Consider the following 15,948-nt stretch of genomic DNA (forward strand, 5'->3'; position numbering starts at 1 on the left):
ATTCTAGACACTTTCTAGTTTCTAAAAAACTGCCTTTCAGCTTCCGCTGGTGACAGCCCATCATTAGTACCATGATTTCTTCGAGGGTTATAGAAACCTTCTATGTAATCAAATATCTCAGCTCTAGCCTCATCGCGTGTTCTATAAATCTTCCGTTGAACTCGATCCTTTTTGAGTAACGAAAAAAACGACTCCGCAACAGCATTGTCATGGCAATTACCACGACGACTCATACTGGCTTCCAGATTATGATCCTTAAGGAACCTACGCCAGTCACCTGAGGTATATTGAACCCCTTGATCTGAATGAACAAGAACCTTTGTTGTTGGTCTTCGACCCCAAATAGCCATCAGTAACGCATCGATAACGAGGTCTGTTTTGGGTGAGCTTTTCATCGTCCAACCGATGACTTTACGTGAGAACAGATCAATCACTACCGTGAGATATAACCAACCTTCGTAGGTTCTAATGTATGTGAAATCAGTTACCCACACTTGATCAGGCTGAGTGACCTCGAATGCTCGATTAAGGATATTTTCGGCAGCAGGGTGTCGTTTTCCTCCTTTGAAACCAGGGTGACGGCGATAACCACGGACAGCCGACAAACCTTCGCTACGCATAATACGATGCACTCTGTTCTTTCCGCATAGCTCACCATCTCGTTTTAAATCGATAGTGATATTGCGGTAACCATACACACAGCCGCTTTCAAGCCAAAACTGTTTAATCTTTACTGCTAAGCGTTGGTCTTCGCGTGCTCGAGGGCTAAAAGGTTGCTTCAACCATGCGTAAAAGCCGCTGCGATGGACAGCCAATACACGACACATGACGGCTACACGAAATTTCTTGAGTCGCGACTTTATGAACGTGTACTTTTCTTTGACTCCCCTGCGAAGTACACCGCGGCTTCCTTTAAAATGTCACGCTCTTCAGTGACGCGGCGTAATTCAGCTTTGAGTTTTTTGATCTCAGCGGACTGGGCATCATCCGCTTGTCGGCAGCTATCGGGCTGGCTGTATTTTTGCACCCAAGCGTAAAGGCTTTTATAAGTTACACCGAGTCGCTCAGCGACATCAGTAATCGTATAGCCCTTATCCGTGACCTGCTTAACCGCTTGGATTTTGAATTCTTCTGGGTAACGTTTTCCGCGCATCGTACACCTCATTATTTTCGTCGATTATATATCTATGAGGTGTCTAGAGAACTGGGGGCTTACCAACGTGTACCTTGATCGGCAAGTTCGTAGAGTTTTAAAAGAATTCGATAATGTTCTTCGGGCCAAAACAATTTTCGTTTCAATGACCACAGATCCACAATATCCCCAACCAAATATAAGGTTTCACATTTGATAGAAGATAGAAATTGATAAAGGTAATCGGCCTTACAGTCTTTAAAGCCAAGATGGACATCAGAGATAAAAATAGTGCGGGCATTGATCAGCGAAGACACGGTCATAAATTCTCTCTTTATGAGTTATGACCAGTCTTAAAAATTAACGTGACAACTTGCTAACAGAAAGATGAAATATTGGTGACGTTGAATAGAGAATAAAATAACCATAATTTTGGTTATTTGAGTACTCAAACTAATACCTGATACAAGTCTTAACTTAGTCTGCCGAAAAGCTATATTCCCGTTCGATTTGCACCACTTGCACAGTGTAAGCACTATACCAACGCTTTTGACCCTCTGTTTGAGCTAGGTGATGTTCAGGGTCTTGTTTCCAAGCTAGGATATCTGCTTCAGATTTCCAATAGGATATTGCAACTTCTTGCTCTCCTTCCGTGACCGCGACAAAGTCTAAACAACCGTATTTTTCAAAAGCTAACTGCCGCATTCGAGCAACCGTTTCTAAATATTGTTCATCCTGCTTTCCTGTTTTCGCTCGAAAGATAACTGCGTACACCACTCAACCTCTATGCTTTTTGCCCCATCAATAAAGTGCTGAAGTAGATCATTACTGAGCCTGATATTCGTTGTACCCAACGACCAGCTGCAGAATGCTTACTACGAGCCTTTAGCCTATCAATCATTAAAGTCATACCAGTAAACCAACACGCTATGATGACTGCATGAATAGTCACTAACGCAAAAGCACTAAGATAACTTGACGATTCGAACTGAACAAATTGAGGGAATGCCGCGAGATAAAACATCGAAACCTTTGGGTTTAATAACTGAGTCAAAAAACCTTCTGTAAAGCTTCCAAATAAAGATTTAGATGCTTTTTTCTTCATCGCATGTTGCGCATTCGTTTTATCAAGTGCGGGCGCTAAAAAGGATTGGTAGATCGCTTTAGCACCTATGTAGAAAAGATAGAGCGCACCCAGTAATTTAATGAGGAAAAATAACTCAGCAGACTGAAGTAGGATTGCGGACAATCCTAAAATTGAAAAAGCCCCGTGGAAGAATGTTGCCGTAAATAACCCTAAAATATTAGCAAATGAGGCTGTACGGCCCTGTACGGAGGCTGTTTTTATTATTAACACGCCATTTGGGCCTGGCGAGATTACCAGCAGTAGAGCAACGATTGAAAAGGTTAGTATCTCTTGCATACCCGCTCTCTCTTTATTAAAGAACGCAATTGTAGCACAGAGTATTTAAGCAAAAAAAACCGGATCCCCTTGGGGGTCCGGTTAAGCAATTTGCTTCAATGACAAGAGCCATGTGCTTGTAGCTTCTGCAGAGGCAGAGGTGCTAACACATACACGAAAATGCAATATCGCTAGTGCATGGCGGCCTAGCTAGTGAGGGGAGCTTACCGCCTGCCGTGTTGATATCAATACTACGTGAATGAGAATGATTTGCAACCATATTAACAATAAAAATTAAAAATATTTTTATTGTAGTTGTTTCATTCCTACTAAGAGTACAGCTGGACTTTGTTTACTACTAAATCAATATCCACTTTAAGTGGTTTATCTGTCGACCTCCTACCTTCGGGACGCCGTCTTGAGTAAAACAAAGCTTTATCTACTTGCTTGCGTTTCGTTCTATCTAACCTTCTATCAATATGTGAGCATCGGCGCTCAAAGCCTCTGTATAACGAAAACAGGTGCTTATCTCGCCACTCTTTTGCAAGCTCTATGCAGGGTAAACGGGGACTTATTGATACATCCACACAGTCAGGATCGGACCAATAGAAAAAGATGCCCTTTTCATCAATATCTTTAACTAATCTCACCTATATCTCCTCGCAGCTTACACTACGGATTAAGGTGAGCATCCATGCCCAGTAGTATCGAATATATACTTTCATCTATGAGTGTAGCACATTGATTAGGCTTGTCTTATGTAGACCCTTTTATGTGGGATAAGTTCATTGGCCTACAACTAAGGAAGAAAGGGCTTTACGCACGGAAAAAAGCCGGATCAAATGATCCGGCTTTTTAAAATAAACTGAACCGGTGAGAGTTCAGCTTGCAACACTGATAATCGAGGGGAGTATCAATGTCAGCGAAGACTTTCAGTGAGCAGTGAAAGTAAACGCTAAGTCGGCAATGTCAGTGAGGTGAGGTCGTTCATTGCCTATCACTTATGAGCGAGCACGATATTAATGCTATTGAGAATGATTAGCAACACCGTTTTACTAGAAATTTAAATTTATCTTTGTCTCACTTATAGAGTACCTTTAGCGCCTTATTTGTGACGCAATAAAATAAGCCTATGAATTCAAGAAAATTACAAGCGGACCTCATGTTGCTTTTCGTCGCATGCATCTGGGGCTTTGCTTTTGTCGCACAGCGACTTGGGATGGAATCTTTAGGACCATTCGGCTTTAACGCATTAAGATTTCTGCTTGGCGCCTGCTCCCTACTCCCTCTTTTGTTTTTATTTAAAAAGTCAGATCACTGCACTGATAATAGAACTCTAGTAATAAGCGGCACTTTAGCTGGACTAGTCCTTTTTGCCGGTGCCTCATTTCAGCAAGCTGGCTTAGTCTATACAACGGCGGGCAATGCTGGCTTTATCACTGGCTTGTACATCATCCTCGTGCCAATCATTGGCTTAGCCCTCGGGCAGACCACCAATATCAACACTTGGCTAGGAGGAATGTTCGCGGTTTTAGGTTTGTACGTTCTTAGCTTTAGAGACCTGAGTGCAATTAACTTTGGGGACATATTGGAGCTCCTAGGCGCAGCATGCTGGGCTATCCACGTACTACTTATTGCAAAATTAGCCCCAAAGCTTGATAACCTCCGATTAGCCATAATTCAGTTTTCAGTTTGTGCTGTTTGTAGTGGACTCGTAGCGATGACTATCGAATCTGATAGCTTTACGCTTGATAATGCATTCAACTCCTGGGCCCCTATCGCTTATGCAGGCTTGATCTCTGTGGGCATTGCTTACACATTACAAATTTTTGCCCAACGCCATGCCCCTCCTGCGCATGCAGCCATCATTATGAGTCTTGAAGCCATAGCCGCTGCATTTGGCGGATGGTTAATTCTAGAAGAACAATTCAGCACGCTAGGCTTACTAGGCTGTGGTTTGATGTTATTTGGTATGCTGCTATCACAATTACCTTCAATTTATAAGAAGAGAGCTTGAGATGTCCCTATTAAAAAACATTCCTACAAACATCATCACGGGATTTCTAGGGACAGGTAAAACAACAGCCTTAAATCATCTTCTAACTCAAAAGCCTGAAGAGGAAAATTGGGCGATTTTAGTGAATGAATTTGGTCAAATCGGAATAGACCAAGCAGCTCTAACACAAAGTAGCGAAGGCGTTAATGTGAAAGAGCTCGTAGGTGGATGTATCTGTTGTACACTAGGTCCAAGCCTAACCTCAACATTAGCCACGCTGCTAAGGCAAACAAAACCTGATCGTTTAATCATCGAACCTACAGGTATAGGTCACCCTGCCGGCATCGTAGATACGCTGAAAAATGAGCATTTCAAGGATGTGTTAGAACTTCACTCCATTATCTGTTTGGTTGACCCACGCTCGATTGATAACATCGAAATAATGGAACACCCTACGTTCCAAGACCAGATCAATCTAGCCGACGTTATTGTGTTAAACAAAACGGATCTTGCATCCGCAGCGCAAATTACTACTACAGAACAAAAAATAGCAGGGCTCTACCCAGCTAAGCAAAAGCAGGTATTAACTACCCAAGGGCAAATTGATAGTTCACTGCTAGATATCACCCACAGGCTCAAAGAGACAGAATCCCAGCCACAACAGCATAAGCACCTATCTCTGGACGGAAACAATGCAAATCCAATGATAGGAATGTTATTTCAGCCTCGTCCAAAAGAACCGTTCCATAAAGGGAGCATCAATGACGGTTTACACACAATGGGTTGGATATTTAATCCTGCAGATAAATTCTCGACCCATAAATTAGAAGCAGTTTTGCAAAGCGTTAAAAATGTAGATCGGATTAAAGGAGTCTTTAACACTGATAAGGGCTGGAATTTCTTTAACCAAGTAGGACGTGAACTTAGTATCGAAACTATCGCTTATCGGCGAGATAATAGAATCGAGGTTATATCCCAGCAAGGCCATGATTGGAGCAAATTTGAGCAACAATTACTCAGCTGCATCATTAACTAATGAAAAGATGTATTCTTGGTGCGACAATTTGTCACTTTTGTTGTCACACTATAAAAACGTAGACTATACCCGTACTCAGGAACAGATAAATGAACGAACCAACTCAGGGCCGCAACACCCTCCCCCTACAGATTTTGATTATCTTTGTGATAATCATAGGGTTGAGCTCTGTGATCTATCTGCCTAAGCTGTTGCAAGAAGCGCCCCCTCACACCCGTCAATTGCTAACAGCTCCTGAGTGCAATTTACATCAAGAAAAATGTACAGCGGCTAATGATGATCAACAAATTGAATTATCGATCATTTCTGAAGAAATTAGTTCGAGTAAGCCACTGCTTTTTGATGTAACTATTGAAAATATTGCGGCCGAACAGGTAATGGTAGATCTTCAAGGTAAGACAATGTACATGGGGGTAAACCAAACTTTACTGACAAAAATTCCAGGTACAGAAAACAGATGGCAAGGGAGTATCACTCTCCCAATTTGCACAACCGGAAAGATGACTTGGATATCTTCCATTAAGATTGAAGAACAGGGACAAGTTACACAGGCCAATTTTGAGTTTGATGCCCGATAACCCTTAACCTATAGGACAGATGATTAAATGACCACTTTAAGAAATCTTCTTCTACTAACACTCGTTATGCTGGCGGGAGTGGCTTTAGCTTTTTATCTTCGTCCACAGCCTGTAGAACAACGCATCGCATTGGGTGAAAAATTGGGCGGGGACTTTACCCTTCAGGCTGATCATGGCGAACTAAAGCTAGAAGATTATCGCGGTAAAGTTGTACTGTTTTTTATTGGCTATGCTTCTTGTCCAGATGTTTGCCCTACAGCCCTAGCTGTAGCGGCCCAAGGGCTTAAAGACCTAACACCTTCTCAGCAAGAAAACGTAGCGGGAATTTTTATGAGTGTAGATCCAGATAGAGATTCTCCGGAGAAGCTATCTAAATACGCAAGCTACTTTCACCCTAATTTTCATGGGGCCACAGCAGATCGAGCAACAATTGATAGCGTTGTAAAACAGTACGGTGCTTTTTATCGTATGGTCGAATTAAAAGATTCGGCGCTAGGCTATGCTGTAGACCATTCTTCTCGCCTTTATCTAATTGATCAAAATGGCAAATTATCCAAAGCCTTAAGTCATGCATTAACCCCTATTGAACTGACTAAAGAAATTCAAGCGTTACTAAGCGAGGAAACATAATGAGTAAAAAGACTCTGCTAACTACTTTTATGGCAGCTATTCTCAGCCTAACCTCTTTTACTACGATGGCCGAGATCACCACAAGCGACGCTTATGTAAGAGCTATTCCCCCGGGAACTAAAACGACTGCTGCCTTTGTTACGATTACTAATAATAATTCTGAAGATGTAGATCTTAAAAGTGCGTCTAGTAACGTAGCAGATGCAGTAGAGTTGCATAATCATGTGATGAAAGACGGTACGATGATGATGCGTCAGGTAGACAACATCAAAGTTGCTGCTCAGCAGTCAGTAAGCTTAAAGCCAGGTAGTTATCACATTATGCTGATCAACCTAAAACAAGACATCATGGTAGGTGATAACGTCGAGCTTGAATTAAGCTTCTCAGATGGAACTAAATTGGAACTTGAAGCTCCGGTCAAAAAAATTATGGACGGTATGAACTCTCACCATCATCACTAAGAGTCATGAACACAGTATATAAAAGGCCCTGTTTCTAATGGGCCTTTTTCGTATACGCAGACTAAGGGTCATCTTTTAACTAAAATTGCCTGTCCGACTCCACCCTCTCAATTCTTTTCCCCTAAATATCCACACAAAATTAATTTCGGATTCTCTCGCAACCGCGTAATAGATGCACTACTTTGTAATAAGACAGCAAGCCGAAAGGCTACTTGGAAAGGCTAACTAGCTGAAATCGTCGCCGTTCTAAGGACTAGAGTTAGATCAGCAGGAGGCTGAACTATGCGTAGCGCAACTGATTTCAACATACATTGGTACCACAGTCTTCAATTTCGTGTATCGGCAATATTCCTAACTATTTTCTTTCTGATAATGGTGACCATAATCGCCGTAGTAAGCGCTATCGGCGACCATCTGATAGAGAACCAAGCGTACCTAAAACTAAGTAAGGCGGGTGACAAAGTTGTCTCAGAACTAAACCAACGTATCACCATTGCTGAATCAATCGTCATCTCTATGGCTGATATCGCCAAAGTAATACCAGCTGATGATGCACGTTTCACTTCTTTAATGCTTTCCCTTCTCGATAGAGCAGGTTCCAAACATCTCATAACAGGTGGTGGAACTTGGCCAGAGCCTTACATATTTAATAAAACCATTGAACGGAATAGTCATTTTTGGGGCCGAGATCGCCACGGAATATTAAATTTTTACAACGACTACAATCTGCCAGAAGGTAATGGCTATCATCATGAAGAGTGGTATGTGCCAGCTAAACATCTTGGTATAAATCAACGCTACTGGTCAAAATCTTATACTGATCCCTACTCTCTACAACCTATGGTCACAGTAACTGCACCACTTTACGACAATGATAAATTCTTAGGTGCTACAACAGTGGATCTAAAACTCGAAGGGCTGCAAAAGTTACTCCATGAAGCTACGCAGGAGTTTGGTGGATATGCATTCGCTCTGGACCGAAACGGCAGGTTTTTGTCCTTTCCTGATGACAAACTAGCGCGCCTATCAACACCGTCTTCCGTCGAAGGAAGTTTGCTGCCTTACATAACGATGGAAGAGCTAGCAAAAGAATTTAAAACATTTGAATCTCTCGCCAGATTACTTCGTATTCAGAACAAATCTCTAAATTCACCTAACGGCTATCAGACCGATACGCTTGCTACAGCTCTCGCAAATGATAGTTATCAGATCAATTTGCCAGAAGCGAAAATCATTGCATCTTTACTCAGTAGACCTGAATCTAAAAATGCTCAAAGAGCCAATGAACTTATCGAGCAAGATTACTTTTTAAATGAAGCTGTGTTTGTAACTGTAACTACGATGCCTAAAACCGCTTGGCAGATTGTTACAGTGATGCCAAACAGTTCCGCCCGTAAGGATGCTAAAGCACTCTTTAATCAACTCCTTATGACTACTATTTTTATTGTTTTGATTGCCATGGTGCTTGTCTGGGCCCTATTGCGTTATCACTTAACGTACCCCCTTTTTCAACTTACACAGCAGATACAAGACGGCTTAACTGAAGATCATCGCTCTCAACAGCTGATAAAAACGACAGACAAAGGAGAGCTTGGTGCTTTAACTCACTGGTTTAATCGTAAGACTGAACAACTATTAGAAAGCCAATATCAGATCCAAAAATTAGCTTTTTTTGATCCTTTAACTGGCCTACCAAATAGACGCTTACTCTATGATCGTTTGAATCAGCGTCTAGCCAGTGCAGAAAGACAACGCTGCAGTGGAGCTGTAATGTTCTTGGATTTAGATCATTTCAAACACCTCAATGATTCTCTAGGTCACAGCATAGGGGATGAGCTGCTTATTCAGGTAGGTAACAGGCTTATCGAGTGTTTACGAAAAGAGGACACTATAGCCCGTTTAGGTGGTGATGAATTTGTTGTTATTGTTGCTCTACCCCGCCTAAATCAAGAACAGATTTATGAACACGCGCGTATTGTGGCTAACAAAATAATCGAAGCTCTCGATGTTCCCTTTGAACTTAAATCTAACCACTTCCATATCACTACGAGTATCGGTATCACCTTCTTCAACCAAGCTCACTTTGGCGCTGAAGAGCTACTTAAGCAAGCCGATACAGCAATGTATCAAGCTAAATCAAATGGTCGACACCATTACTGCTTCTTTGAAAAAGATATGCAAACCAAAGCAGATGAACGCTTACGAATAGAAGCTGAACTTCGCTATGCAATTTCCCACAACGAATTAAATTTGGTTTACCAGCCTCAGGTTAACGTGGACGGAGAATGTGAAAGCGTTGAAACCTTATTACGCTGGAACCATCCTAAGCGAGGTTTCATTTCACCTGATGAATTTATTCCTATCGCTGAAGAAAGCGGTTTAATCATTCCGCTAGGGCATTGGGTAATCGAACAAGCCTGCTGCCAAATGAAAAAATGGTATCACCAAGGCAAACCTATTCGGTATATCGCCGTTAACGTTAGTCCACTACAGTTTAATCAGACAAATTTCGTAAACGATGTTAAAGCAAGTATCCATCGTTTCCAGATTAAACCTGAACAACTCATGTTGGAAATAACAGAAGGTGTCATCATAGATGACACTCAAGCAGCCATTACTAAGATGCACATCCTAAAAGAGCTAGGAGTCAAAATATCCATGGATGATTTGGGTACAGGGTATTCTTCCCTCACCTACCTAAGATTACTGCCATTAGATGAATTAAAAATTGATAAAAGCTTTATAAACGATATCACCACCGACCCTAATGATGCCGTAATTGTCGGAAATATTATCTCAATGACTCACGAGTTGGGCTATGCGGTTATAGCTGAGGGGGTAGAAACATTAGAGCAGCAGCAACTGCTTTTGAAGCAGGGCTGCAAACATTATCAAGGTTATTATTTCAGTAAACCTCTCAATGAGGAGGATTTAGAAAAGTACCTAATCTGCGAAACATTAACCGCTTAAAAATATTCCAAGTCATTTAGGAATGCTAACAAGAATTCAGCATTCCTAAAAAGCAGGCTGAAGTTGCCAAGAGATTAAGCGTTTTCTTTTAAATAGCTGATCAATTGATCAATATCGATATGAAAACCATCAAACGCTACCACTCCATTCGGATCAATCAGAGTAACCCACGGCGTTCCACCTGTGCGATAACTCACCATAGTATTTGGGAAATGGCCAGGATCAGTTCGTGGTAGATCAGTATCACCCGGATCATGCCCAAAAGGTAGATCTAACCGGTATTTCAGCTGATTCTTACGTAAAGCATCTGCATTATTTATGGTATGGCCTTCAAAGGTCGTTTGGATAACCGCGGCGACAATTGTTTCGTCATCAGGGAATGCTGCTTTCAGCTTCTGCAAATTTGGAAAGCCAATGGAATGACATGCAGGACACCACTCCTGAAAGCACTTCAAATAGATCCACTTACCTTTATGTTCTGATATTAAGAACGGCTTAGTGAATCGCCACTAGTTCTTTAGACACCCATCAGCCGTTTCTCATATCGGTTTTCATACTCTATCGGTGATAGCTGATCATTAAAACCATGACGTCGTTTGCTGTTGTAAAACAGCTCTATGTATTCAAAGATATCACAGCGTGCATCTTCTCTGGTTGCATAAACCCTGCGGCGGATTCTTTCCCTTTTCAGTAGTTGGAAAAAGCTCTCAGCAACGGCATTGTCGTGGCAGTTACCTCGTCGGCTCATACTTCCTTTAAAGCCATGCATCTCTAAAAAGGATTGCCAATCATGGCTTGTGTACTGACTTCCCTGATCAGAATGAACAACAACCTCTGAATCAGGATTACGTCGCCATATAGCCATGAGTAAAGCGTCCAGCACTAGTTCCTTTGTAATACGGGATTGCATTGACCATCCAATAACTCGCCTTGAGAACAGGTCAACGACAATCCCCAAATACAGCCAACCCTCATGGGTTTTGATATAGGTGATATCTGTTACCCATGCTTTGTTAGGTGCAGGTACATTGAATTGCTGCTGAAGGTGGTTCGGCGTGACAATATGAACCTTGCCGCTTGTCTGGCGTGGTTTCCTGTAACCAACCTGTGCCTTCAGCCCAGCTATACGCATGAGTCGATAAACTCTATTTGGGCCACAGACTTCACCATACTCGCGCAGATCGCTATGGATCTTGCGGTAGCCATACACACCACCTGACTCCAACCAATACTGCTTGATCAATCCAGTGAGCCGTTGATCTTCTACATGGCGCTTGGAAGAAGGTTTCTTACGCCATGCGTAATACCCGCTAGGATGTACATCCAGTAACGAACAGAGCTGACGTACAGGCCAGTCCTTATGATGATCACGGATAAAGGTGTACCTCAATCGGACTGGTTGGCGAAGTACACCGCGGCTTTTTTTAATATATCCCGCTCTTCAGTGACTCGCTTCAGTTCTTTCTTGAGACGGCGTATCTCTAGCTGCTCATCTGTCTTTGCTTTATGTTCGGCTGAATCGGGGCCGTACTTCTTGATCCAGGCATAAAGGCTGTGGGTTGTAACATCGAGCCGGTTAGCTACATCAGCAACGCTGTAGCCTCGGTCAGTGACCTGTTTAACCGCTTCGATCTTGAACTCTTCCGGATAACGTTTGTTGCTCATAAGCACCTCTTTTAAAGCCATTTTCTATGGCTGAGAGATGTCTAGCAAACTAGGGGCAATTCATCCATTGTCCAAAAATATCTTTGAAAGGTTTTTACCACTACGCAGCTCTTGCAGTATGGGGTATGTAGCTAGAAGAGAGGCCTTATGATAGTTCTTGTCATCATCTTGTTATTTTTGCCAATACCGTAATTGCAGATACTCTGAAAGCAACATCAGCTATTTCGTATATGAATCAGATTTACTACAAGCGGTCCGCGAACCGAAAGAAGTACTAATAGACGAGCAAGGCAGTTGCTCATTCGAATAAATCTACTTACCTTTAAGCTAAAAATTAAAGGCAAAACTCTTCTTTTAACAAAGGCGGTCTACCTGTTTGGTTTCTTAAAGCTTCCACCAAAATTCCGACACGTTCAGGAAGACCGTTCTCAAGCAACTCATGAACTGTATTCAGAACATTTGCTTTAAAGCTATCACTGGCACCTATATCAGAAGAAAGATTATCCGCACTAAAGTTAAATTTATGCCCTGCAGCTTTAGACATTAACCATTCAAACGCTTGTGGTCGAATCTCTACTTTCTCAAATTCAGCCTGTTCGTCAGCAGTGCGCCCATCCGGCTTATACCAATAACCAAAGTCTTCTAATTTTCGACGCTCAGGACCAGCAACACACCAATGGGCAACTTCATGCAACGCACTGGCATAGAACCCATGTGCAAAGATAACTCGATGGTGCGGATTATCTTGGTCTGCTGGTAGATAGATTGGTTCATCATCCCCTTTTACTAGAATCGTATTTAGAGAGGATTTAAAGAGCTGATTAAAAAGGGTGATCAACTCATCAACATTCGGTTCTTTCACTTATAACCTTTTAATTACTAATGTAGGGCTGCCAAGTATTTTGTTTTAACCACCAAGTATCACCGCTGATACGGTTAATTCTGGCAGCAACATAACCTTTAACATCATTATCGGCTCGCAATAGCACGACTTCGTATTCCGCAGTACCTGTGCTCCCGCTCTCTTCAAGTAAGTGCCACTGACCTTTATCGGCTAGCCAAGCTTCACCTGTATAACGATGAAAACGAATCAACACCCATTGCCCCTTTGAGGTATAAGCTGACGCTATGCGAAATGCACCATCTTGAACTTGGCTGCTCAGTTCATTCGCCATCATAGTGATTTGATCCAACACACCATTAAACGCATCAGGTGATACAGGTTCAGATTGAGTAGTCACATCAGGCTCAATAGCCATTGTTTGAACTTCACTTGCTAAACGCTGAAGTTGATGCGCCAGCTCTTTATTTTGCTGTTGTAGTTGGCCAGCTTGAGACTTAATCTGCAATAGATGATCTTGCACAGCTGTCATTCTGTTAGCGATGATATCCAACTGATTTGCTGGTTGAAGACCTGAAGACTGCGAAGGCTTCACGGCCGGCTTTGGCGCAGAAGTTGAAACGTTAGGCTGACCTGCATTGCTTGCATTTGCAACATCGGATTCAGATTTAACCCCCGCTGAGTTACACGCGGTAAGTACAAGTACCGAACAAAGAACAAGAACTTTAGAAAAGGACACTGCGTCTCTCCTGACCTGCAGATCGAAAGACGCTATTTTAACCCATTACTCGACAGTTGGAAGCTTTAGACAGGAATAGCGATTAAGACAGAAATCGACAAAAGCATTTCTGCCACTTAAGCGTTTTATTTGATTTTTACAACTTCTGAGGCTGTTTTACCGCTGCTTTCGACCCAAGTAAAAGAAAGCTCATCCCCCTTCGCTCCACCAGCGAAAGTGAATACAAAATAAGGATTCCTAGACACCGTAGGCCCTAAATTTACCGCAAACACCTCTTTACTAGTATGAACAACCTGAAGCTCTTTGAGATACAAAGCAGGAATAAACTCACCTGTTTTGCTGTCTTTTCGAAAACCACTTTCCATGGCATGTTTTGCCATCATTTTCACTTTGGTTTTACCGGAAGAAACCTTGGTTTTAACTCTAATAATGCCCGTCGCCATAGTAACTCTCCTAATGATTCCTTAGATAAACTTAACCACAACCACCGACAGTAACGGTGACATCTTTAGCTGCGCTATAAAGTTTACCTTCAGCTTTTACTACGGCTGTGATTAGTGAGCTTTGAGCCATTCGGACTCGGGTAGAAACATCAGCTTCAGTGCCTTCTGGAATTTTAAACTCAACAGCAAGAGGTGTAGGGTTATCTTTGACATAAATGCTAATCGACTCAACATTAGCAATACTAGAGCGAACAGTGACCGGAACAATGGCGCCGTTTTCTGCGGTATCAGGTGCTTTTAAAATGACGTCAGCACTTTCTTCAGGCATCCCGCCTAAAAGTTCTTGTATGGCGGTGTCTTGGGCTTGTGCCTCAAACGCTGCCGCTTTCCAAGTAGCCAGTGCGACACGCGGCATCAATACACCCGCCCCTATCAACGCACCACCTAGCGAAAGCACTTTGACTATTGATCGACGATTCATGCCCATTTCATTTTCCTCAATGCTTCGACCTCCTGAGAGATCTAAAGCCATTTCACTTAAACAATAACTTTAGCTTACGCAATTTCATCGCGTTGTAAAATGGCTCGAAAGAACATAAAACATCTATTCAATAAAAATGAGATCATTGAGCTTTCAATTGTGTATTCAAATGATTCTATAACTTTTGACTCCGAGACAAGCTTGTGATGTTGATATGACTAACCACACTACAAACAATGAAGGCAATTCAACTAATCTGACTAGTATGAATGAGATTTTACTGACTAGGATCGAGTTTTAAGTACTTCCCCCTATCCTCACATTCAAAACTAACCTAAAATCCAAATAAGGTTTTAAGCTAGTAATAAGGTAAGGAAAAACGATGGCAAATATTTCACTGACAGAAGACCAATTCCAAGTATTGGTTAAAGACTTTTTTGCCAAAAAATCGGCCCGAAAACTTCTTACCCAGCAAGAAAACATTGCAATAGCAGAACGCTTAAATGAGAAGGTGAGTTTACCTTTTCTGAGCGAAGCCAAAGAACACGCGGTGCTTGTAAAGACCATTCTTAAGATTGATAACTACCTGTATGAACAGCTTCCAAACGAAATTTATGAGCTGATTCATAATCTTGATGAAGGCTTTGATGATAGCGAAGCAGCTCAATTGGCAGCTCGCCTAAGCAAACAAGCTCACGATGATATCAATCTACCATTTCTAACAGCGCACGTTGAATACTACTCAATTACCTTCGTTTTAACTTTGCTTATTAATGCAATGCGAGAGGGCTCAAACATCGAGCATGCGATTGCAGTAACTCAACACCCTCGCGTGATGTGTGATGATTTCCCTTTTCCTGATCTAATCTGATTACTATTTCTTATCAACTGATCCAATCCTCTCATTCCGCCGTAACAAAGCTAAATTACAACCTATGAACGCGTTGTTACCGGAGGTAACTTAAGGTTGATTTTCCAAATGTCTTAACCGCATCTATATTGATGCTCTCCTCCACACAAGCTCCTCCAGATCATCTTTCAAAGCGTTTCTGGTATTCATTTTCTATGATTCCGGCAAAGAGCAATTGTCCCGTACATATATGTAGCATTTAATGTTTAGAGAAGCTGATAAAGACCGTACCTAACTTAATGCCAAACTTTTTGACTACTGCTCTATTGAGCAAGACATTGTTTGGCAATAAAAACATCCAGTCATCAAATTTCACTTTATGACTACGTCCACTAATCCTCAACAGCATTTCATAGCGCCAAGCAAAACGCGCCTGACTTTTCTTTCCTATGGCTCTGCCTAAAACATCCCCTGCCGTTCCGCTATAAACCGCATCTTGCTCGCGCTCAATTAGCCAGGTACGGTTTTCACGTTCACCATTTTGGTAAAAGAAATCCTCTTCTAATGTCAGTTGATCGCCCATCACAGTGCCCTTTATCACAACAGTAAATAATCTACGAATGTTGCCAAAGCGATCCTCAAACAATCCATAGGCTATTGTTTCGCCGTGGAAATATTCAAAGAGATTAAGTTCATCAGGCCAATCAGTGTTATTCATCACAGT

Annotated in this window: 18 protein-coding genes; 7 read left to right on the forward strand and 11 right to left on the reverse strand. The window is 42.0% G+C overall.

The genetic code is table 11. The annotated features are described in order from the left end of the window. Positions 1-14: 14 nt before the first annotated feature. From ACMXYO_RS10630 to ACMXYO_RS10645, 4 genes are all read right to left on the reverse strand, one after another. A protein-coding gene (locus tag ACMXYO_RS10630; RefSeq protein ID WP_415884722.1) for an IS3 family transposase occupies positions 15-1,153 on the reverse strand; the annotation gives its coding sequence in 2 pieces (ribosomal slippage) (positions 15-916 and positions 916-1,153; 1,140 coding nt in all). 59 nt (positions 1,154-1,212) lie between these two features. Next, on the reverse strand, positions 1,213-1,455 hold the full coding sequence (locus ACMXYO_RS10635) for a UDP-2,3-diacylglucosamine diphosphatase (RefSeq protein ID WP_415885094.1): 243 nt from the start codon (positions 1,453-1,455) through the stop codon (positions 1,213-1,215). A gap of 154 nt (positions 1,456-1,609) precedes the next feature. Continuing rightward, positions 1,610-1,906: an antibiotic biosynthesis monooxygenase family protein gene (locus ACMXYO_RS10640; protein ID WP_415885095.1), complete on the reverse strand. Its 297-nt coding sequence runs from the start codon at positions 1,904-1,906 to the stop codon at positions 1,610-1,612. A 10-nt stretch (positions 1,907-1,916) separates the two neighbouring features. Continuing rightward, the gene (locus ACMXYO_RS10645; protein WP_415885096.1) at positions 1,917-2,555 is read right to left on the reverse strand and encodes a LysE family translocator; all 639 of its coding nucleotides are present in this window, start codon (positions 2,553-2,555) and stop codon (positions 1,917-1,919) included. Between the two features lie 1,141 nt (positions 2,556-3,696). Between ACMXYO_RS10645 and ACMXYO_RS10650 the strand changes: the two genes are divergently transcribed. The 6 genes from ACMXYO_RS10650 (at position 3,697) to ACMXYO_RS10675 (ending at position 10,205) form a co-directional block, all read left to right on the forward strand. Continuing rightward, on the forward strand, positions 3,697-4,551 hold the full coding sequence (locus ACMXYO_RS10650; protein ID WP_415885097.1) for a DMT family transporter: 855 nt from the start codon (positions 3,697-3,699) through the stop codon (positions 4,549-4,551). Position 4,552: 1 nt separating this feature from the next. Continuing rightward, a complete protein-coding gene (locus ACMXYO_RS10655; RefSeq protein WP_415885098.1) occupies positions 4,553-5,566 on the forward strand; it encodes a CobW family GTP-binding protein in 1,014 nt (337 codons plus the stop codon). Between the two features lie 89 nt (positions 5,567-5,655). Further along, positions 5,656-6,144, forward strand: coding sequence for a hypothetical protein (locus ACMXYO_RS10660; RefSeq protein ID WP_415885099.1), 489 nt, complete (start codon positions 5,656-5,658; stop codon positions 6,142-6,144). A 27-nt stretch (positions 6,145-6,171) separates the two neighbouring features. After that, positions 6,172-6,774 (forward strand): SCO family protein, encoded by a 603-nt coding sequence (locus tag ACMXYO_RS10665; RefSeq protein ID WP_415885100.1) that lies wholly within the window; start codon positions 6,172-6,174, stop codon positions 6,772-6,774. Next, complete coding sequence (locus tag ACMXYO_RS10670; RefSeq protein ID WP_415885101.1) at positions 6,774-7,235, forward strand: copper chaperone PCu(A)C; 462 nt, start codon at positions 6,774-6,776, stop codon at positions 7,233-7,235. The genes ACMXYO_RS10665 and ACMXYO_RS10670 overlap by 1 nt, the downstream gene beginning before the upstream one ends. 282 nt (positions 7,236-7,517) lie before the next feature. Beyond that, positions 7,518-10,205: an EAL domain-containing protein gene (locus ACMXYO_RS10675; RefSeq protein WP_415885102.1), complete on the forward strand. Its 2,688-nt coding sequence runs from the start codon at positions 7,518-7,520 to the stop codon at positions 10,203-10,205. Between the two features lie 74 nt (positions 10,206-10,279). Here the strand turns inward: ACMXYO_RS10675 and ACMXYO_RS10680 are convergent, their stop codons facing one another. The 6 genes from ACMXYO_RS10680 to soxY all read right to left on the reverse strand — a co-directional run bounded on the left by ACMXYO_RS10680 (position 10,280) and on the right by soxY (position 14,374). Continuing rightward, positions 10,280-10,606, reverse strand: a complete 327-nt coding sequence (locus tag ACMXYO_RS10680; protein ID WP_415885103.1) for a hypothetical protein — start codon at positions 10,604-10,606, stop codon at positions 10,280-10,282. A 116-nt stretch (positions 10,607-10,722) separates the two neighbouring features. Next, positions 10,723-11,870 (reverse strand): IS3 family transposase gene (locus ACMXYO_RS10685; protein ID WP_415885104.1). Its coding sequence is split into 2 segments (ribosomal slippage): positions 10,723-11,633 and positions 11,633-11,870, totalling 1,149 coding nucleotides; the frame shifts between segments, so codons are not numbered across the junction. A 334-nt stretch (positions 11,871-12,204) separates the two neighbouring features. Further along, a complete protein-coding gene (locus ACMXYO_RS10690; protein WP_415885105.1) occupies positions 12,205-12,732 on the reverse strand; it encodes an elongation factor P hydroxylase in 528 nt (175 codons plus the stop codon). A gap of 10 nt (positions 12,733-12,742) precedes the next feature. Next, positions 12,743-13,450 carry a hypothetical protein gene (locus tag ACMXYO_RS10695; protein WP_415885106.1) on the reverse strand — a complete coding sequence of 236 codons (708 nt, stop codon included), beginning with the start codon at positions 13,448-13,450 and terminating at the stop codon, positions 12,743-12,745. A 125-nt stretch (positions 13,451-13,575) separates the two neighbouring features. Beyond that, the gene (gene soxZ, locus ACMXYO_RS10700; RefSeq protein WP_415885107.1) at positions 13,576-13,893 is read right to left on the reverse strand and encodes a thiosulfate oxidation carrier complex protein SoxZ; all 318 of its coding nucleotides are present in this window, start codon (positions 13,891-13,893) and stop codon (positions 13,576-13,578) included. Positions 13,894-13,924: 31 nt separating this feature from the next. Next, positions 13,925-14,374 (reverse strand): thiosulfate oxidation carrier protein SoxY, encoded by a 450-nt coding sequence (gene soxY / locus ACMXYO_RS10705; protein WP_415885108.1) that lies wholly within the window; start codon positions 14,372-14,374, stop codon positions 13,925-13,927. 382 nt (positions 14,375-14,756) lie between these two features. On the opposite strand from soxY, the gene ACMXYO_RS10710 reads away from it, so the two are divergent. Continuing rightward, entirely contained in the window at positions 14,757-15,245 is a 489-nt protein-coding gene (locus ACMXYO_RS10710) for a hypothetical protein (RefSeq protein WP_415885109.1), read from the forward strand. Between the two features lie 238 nt (positions 15,246-15,483). Here the strand turns inward: ACMXYO_RS10710 and ACMXYO_RS10715 are convergent, their stop codons facing one another. Next, a complete protein-coding gene (locus ACMXYO_RS10715) occupies positions 15,484-15,942 on the reverse strand; it encodes a DUF3833 family protein (RefSeq protein ID WP_415885110.1) in 459 nt (152 codons plus the stop codon). Between the last annotated feature and the right edge of the window lie 6 nt (positions 15,943-15,948).

This window comes from Neptuniibacter sp. QD37_6, assembly GCF_047778085.1.
Taxonomy (GTDB): domain Bacteria; phylum Pseudomonadota; class Gammaproteobacteria; order Pseudomonadales; family Balneatricaceae; genus Neptuniibacter.